We start from the raw sequence: 4,902 nt of genomic DNA, 5'->3' as shown, positions 1-4,902 counted from the left end.
TCTGAAAGATCGGAGGCAGCCCTCTCCATTGCCTGCCGTGGCGTTTCCCGCGTCCACCGTTCCCGTGCAAGCGATAAGCTCCGTCCGTCTGTCGCGTCATCTCAAACCTAACGGCTACGCGACAGCTGTGCTGCGTAGTGATTTCCCTGCCTGAGCCTCGAAGGCGCGAAAATTTTTTTCTGTTCCTGCATCCAATGGCCCGGTCCGCGTGTCTTTACATTGCCGGGCGCAAAACGCCGCGGCCTGGCGGTATGCAGTTTGCGACACTGAAAGCCGCCTGAATTCAGACATAATCTTGTCGCGCCATTTGGGAGACTTTCATGTCCAATACGTACTTCAACCAACTCGAAAATGTGCTGAACTCCGCAGATTCCGTCTATGTGGCCGATTTGACGGCCCTGAACGGCTCTGGCGTGGAGGCGACAGCGTTCGTGGCAATCGAAGGAACGACCTTGACGGTTGCGACGGTCGCGCGAGGATTGACGCCAGATCAGCTCCACATCCAGCACATTCATGGGCGATTTGACGATGCGGGCAACCCAATCGACTCTGCCGCGCCGACCATCTTCGATGACGCCGATCGCGACGGCTATGTCGAGGTGCTGGAAGGGATTCCCGCCTACGGCGATGTCCTGTTGTCGCTCGAGAATCTGGATGATGGCACCCACAACGATCCGGTCGCGAACAGCGCGGGCGAGATGCTGACGATCAACAGCTACGATCTGACCGATGACGACAATTTCTTTTCGACGGTGACCGGAGCCGATTTCACCGCGGCGGATTTGATGCCGCTGCCATTGCGCGAGATCGTCATCCACGGCGCGGAAGTCCCGGAAGGCGTTGGCGCGGGAACGGATGGCGCAATTGACGGAACGGGTGGGTTCAAGGCGACCCTGCCTGTCGCGGCGGGCTCTATCGAGGGATCAAGCCTTGATGGCGCGCTTGCAAAGCTTGCGCTGCTTGGGGGTGGCGATCGTCTTACCGAGGGTGACGGCGCGGTAGCCGATCCGGTGGGTGGCATTGCCTTTGGTGACGATGCCAGTGCCCTTGGTGCAGATGCGGTTGCCATCGGAGACGAGGCGAACGCATCCGGCGCTTCGACCACGGCCGTCGGTGGCGAGTCACAGGCCTTGGGTGTCGCGGCAACCGCCTTTGGCTGGCAGGCGTCCGCCGAAGGCGAGCGGGCACATTCCTTTGGGCACCTCGCGGATGCAGACGGCGATTTCAGCCTTGCAATCGGCGAAGCGGCCTCTGCCGCCAGCGATTTTGCAACGGCGATCGGCAACGCAGCGTCAGCCGATGGACGCGATGCCATTGCAATCGGCGATAACGCCATGGCAACCGGCGGTCCGTCGACGACTGCAGTCGGGGGGGAAAGTACGGCGAACGGAGTCGCGGCGACTGCTTTCGGCTGGCGCGCCTCGGCAGAGGGCGAGCGCGCCCACGCATTCGGGCACCTCGCGGATGCAGACGGTGATTTTACCCTCGCGATCGGCGAAGCGGCCACCGCGTCCGGAGAAAACGCAATTGCAATCGGGAACCAGGTCAGCGCTGACGCATTCGAAATCGCGATTGGTGGCGACAATGCCACTTATTCGCTTGCGGGCCTGTCGGGCGACAGTGGCGTCATGATGGTCGATGCCGAAGGACGGCTCAGCCTTGACGGGATCGCAGGGTTTGGCGTCGATACGGATGCAGCACCAACGACCACCGCGCCAACGGTTACTGTCCCGAGCGTGAACATGGCACCGGAGCCAAGGCCGCAGGACGAGATGAGCGCACCGACGACGGAAGGGGCATCCACCGCAAACGGTGTCGGTGCAATCTCGGTCGGTAATGATGCCGTGGCAGATGGCCGGGATGCCCTGTCCATCGGTGACGCCGCATCGGCCACAGGTGGTCCCTCGACCACGGCTGTGGGCGGCGAAACGAGCGTCAATGGCACCGCTGCAACGGCCTTCGGCTGGCGGGCGTCTGCCGAGGGCGAGCGGGCGCATGCTCTTGGGCACGCCGCCTCTGCCGAAGGGGATTTCAGCCTTGCCATCGGTGAAGCCGCCGGTGCGATGGGTGACAACACCACCGCCATCGGCAACGCAGCCAGCGCGACCGGCATCGACGCGCTTTCCATCGGCGATACCGCTGTGGTGAATGGCACATCCACCACCGGTGTCGGCGGCGAGATTTCCGTCAATGGCACCGCTGCAACGGCCTTCGGCTGGAAAGCCTCGGCCACGGGCGAACGTGCCCATGCGCTGGGTCATATTGCCGAAGCGGAGGGTGACTTCACTCTGGCGGTTGGTGAGGCCGCAAGCGCGACGGGCACCAATGCGGTCGCGATCGGGTCGAATGTCAGCGCCGATTCAGACAACGAGTTTGCACTGGGTCTGTCTGCTCATTCCTATACCTTTGCAGGACTGGGCAGTGATGTCGGCGTTTCGGGCTGGCAGCTTGTCGGTGCCGACATGGATGGCACGCTTGCGATCGCGTCTTTCGGTGGCGGGATGGGTTCGGCTGCCGGATCAGCATCTGGGTCCAGCACGATGATGCAGACAACGGCAACGCGCGCGCAGAAACTTGCTCTTGGCGATGGAGAAACCACCGACACGACCGGCACGATCACGCTTGGCAACGGGGCGAGTGCAACAGGGCGCGATGCCATTGCGGTCGGAGATCAAGCCTTGGCAAACGGAACGTCGACCACGGCTATCGGCGGAGAAAGCACTGCCGAAGGAACAGCGGCGACCGCGTTTGGCTGGCGGTCTCTTGCAGAAGGCGAACGAGCCCATGCCCTTGGTCACATCGCCGCCGCGACCGGTGACTTCAGTCTTGCTGTCGGCGAAGCCGCAATGGCCGGAACTGACAACGCGACGGCCATCGGCAATGGTGCAAGTGCAGCCGGCGTGGACTCGCTGGCCATTGGCGACATGGCAGATGCCGCAGGCACCTCAACGACCGCTGTCGGCGGGGAAAGCAGCGCGCAGGGAACGGCTGCCACGGCCTTTGGCTGGCAGGCGTCGGCCGCCGGTGAGCGTGCGCATGCGCTGGGTCACCTTGCCGAGGCAAGCGGTGATCGCAGTCTTGCGGTTGGTGAAGCCGCATTTGCCGAAGGTGCGCGGAGCATCGCCATCGGATCGAACGTGACCGCAACCGGTGACGACGCGGTGGCGCTTGGCAACGACATGCATGACTACACCTTTGCCGGGCTTGGCGTGAACGTTTCGGAGGGCACAAAGGCGGTAGCTGTCGATCAGCAAGGCCGCTTGATGACCGTCGATGTCCTGACCGCCAGCGGAGCCGTCACGAATGGCGGCGAGGATGCTGATCTGATCATCGGGACGACGGCCGGAGAAACGCTCAATGGCCTTGGCGGAAACGACAAGTTCATCGGTCAGGGTGGCGGCGACATGATTGACGGCGGAAGCGGAACCGATGTCGTCGAATATCAACTCTCAAGCACGGACATCGTGCAGGATTTGATGGACGACGGCTCCATCACCGTCAATACGGCGACGGGTGCCGATACTCTGATGGATGTGGAACGCATCTCGCTTCAGGATGGCGCGTTCATCTATGATCTTGAGGGCGAGAACGCCGCATCGGTCTATCGGCTTTACGATCTGTTCGAGCGCGCCCCGGACGAAGCTGGTCTGCGTTTCTGGAGCGGCGTCGCCGAGACCAATGACGATCTTGACTTCATCGTCGAGACCTTCATTTCCGGCAGCGAATACGCCGAAACCTATGGCGGAACGGATACGACCGGATTCCTCGAGCTTCTGTACGTGAACATCCTTGACCGGGAGGCCGATCAACCCGGCATCGATTTCTGGTCCGATGCGCTCGACAGCGGCGCGGTGGATCGGTCCGATGTGATCCTTGATTTCACCGATAGCGCCGAGAACGTCGCGGATCACGCGCCGGTCACGGATGATGGCTTCTTTGTCGCCTGAAGGCTCAAGCAACCGCAGGGCGCGCCTGACGCGCACCCTGCGTCCATAGACCAAAAACGCATGTTGAGGCTCCCTCCAAACGACCTTAACGTCCTGCCGAACCCGGAGCGAGACGGAGCCTCATACAAGTGATTGATCACGCACAGGCGATTCAGGATTGCGCACGCGGCGAACGCGCCGGACTGAAGACGCTGTTCGACGCCGAAGCACCTCAATTGATCGGTGTCGCGATGCGCATCCTCAGGCGACGTGATCTGGCAGAAGAGGCGGTTCAGGAAGCTTTCGTTCAGGTCTGGACGAAGGCGTCCCAGTTTGACCCGGACCGTGGGTCGGGCCGGGGCTGGCTTTACACGATCGTCCGACATCGCGCCCTGAACATGCTGCGCGACAGCAGCCGGGAAATCCCGAGCGACCCTTCCGATCTTGATGCGCATGTCGAGCGGGACAAGGTGTTGGAACAAAGCTTCAGTCGGCTTGAAGAAACAAGCGCACTGCGCACTTGCCTTGAACAGTTGAACACCGTCACCCGAAACTGCGTTTTGATGGCCTATATTTTCGGGTATTCACATGGCGAGATCGCTGGAAAAATTGATGCGCCACTGGGTACCACGAAATCCTGGATCACGCGCGGGCTTCGCAAGCTCCGGGAGTGTCTGTCATGAGCAGTGACAAACGAGACCGTGCCGATGAGTACGTGTTGGGCTTTTGGGACCGTGAGGCCGAGTCTGTCGAGGAAGATCTGCAAGACGATCCCGAGTTCTGGCGCGACGTCGGGCGCAGCCGTGATCGATTTCTTCCACTCGATGATACAGCCGACCCGATGGCACCGTCCGACGACCTGTGGCGCGGGATATTGAGCGCGATCGACGACGCCCCGTCTTTGCCACGGGTCGCAGAGCCCGGGAGGGCGCGCAGTCGCACCACAGCTCGATCCGACCGCAAGCGCCCCTTGCTG

Annotated in this window: 2 protein-coding genes and 1 pseudogene; all 3 read left to right on the top strand. The window is 61.9% G+C overall.

Annotated elements, in window-relative coordinates; all coding sequences use genetic code 11:
* Nucleotides 1-320 precede the first annotated feature (320 nt).
* The gene (locus LCF60_RS23490; protein ID WP_292294959.1) at nt 321-3,947 is read left to right on the top strand and encodes a DUF4214 domain-containing protein; all 3,627 of its coding nucleotides are present in this window, start codon (nt 321-323) and stop codon (nt 3,945-3,947) included.
* 128 nt (nt 3,948-4,075) lie between these two features.
* Nucleotides 4,076-4,609 carry a sigma-70 family RNA polymerase sigma factor gene (locus tag LCF60_RS23485; protein ID WP_292294958.1) on the top strand — a complete coding sequence of 178 codons (534 nt, stop codon included), beginning with the start codon at nt 4,076-4,078 and terminating at the stop codon, nt 4,607-4,609.
* A pseudogene (locus tag LCF60_RS23480) lies at nt 4,606-4,902 on the top strand (hypothetical protein); the annotation flags it as partial. The gene LCF60_RS23485 and the pseudogene LCF60_RS23480, both read left to right, overlap by 4 nt.

The organism is Marivita sp. (assembly GCF_020055635.1).
In the GTDB taxonomy this organism is placed as follows: domain Bacteria; phylum Pseudomonadota; class Alphaproteobacteria; order Rhodobacterales; family Rhodobacteraceae; genus Marivita.
Note: the sequence above shows the minus strand (reverse complement) of the source record. Positions and strands in the feature narration are given on the sequence as shown.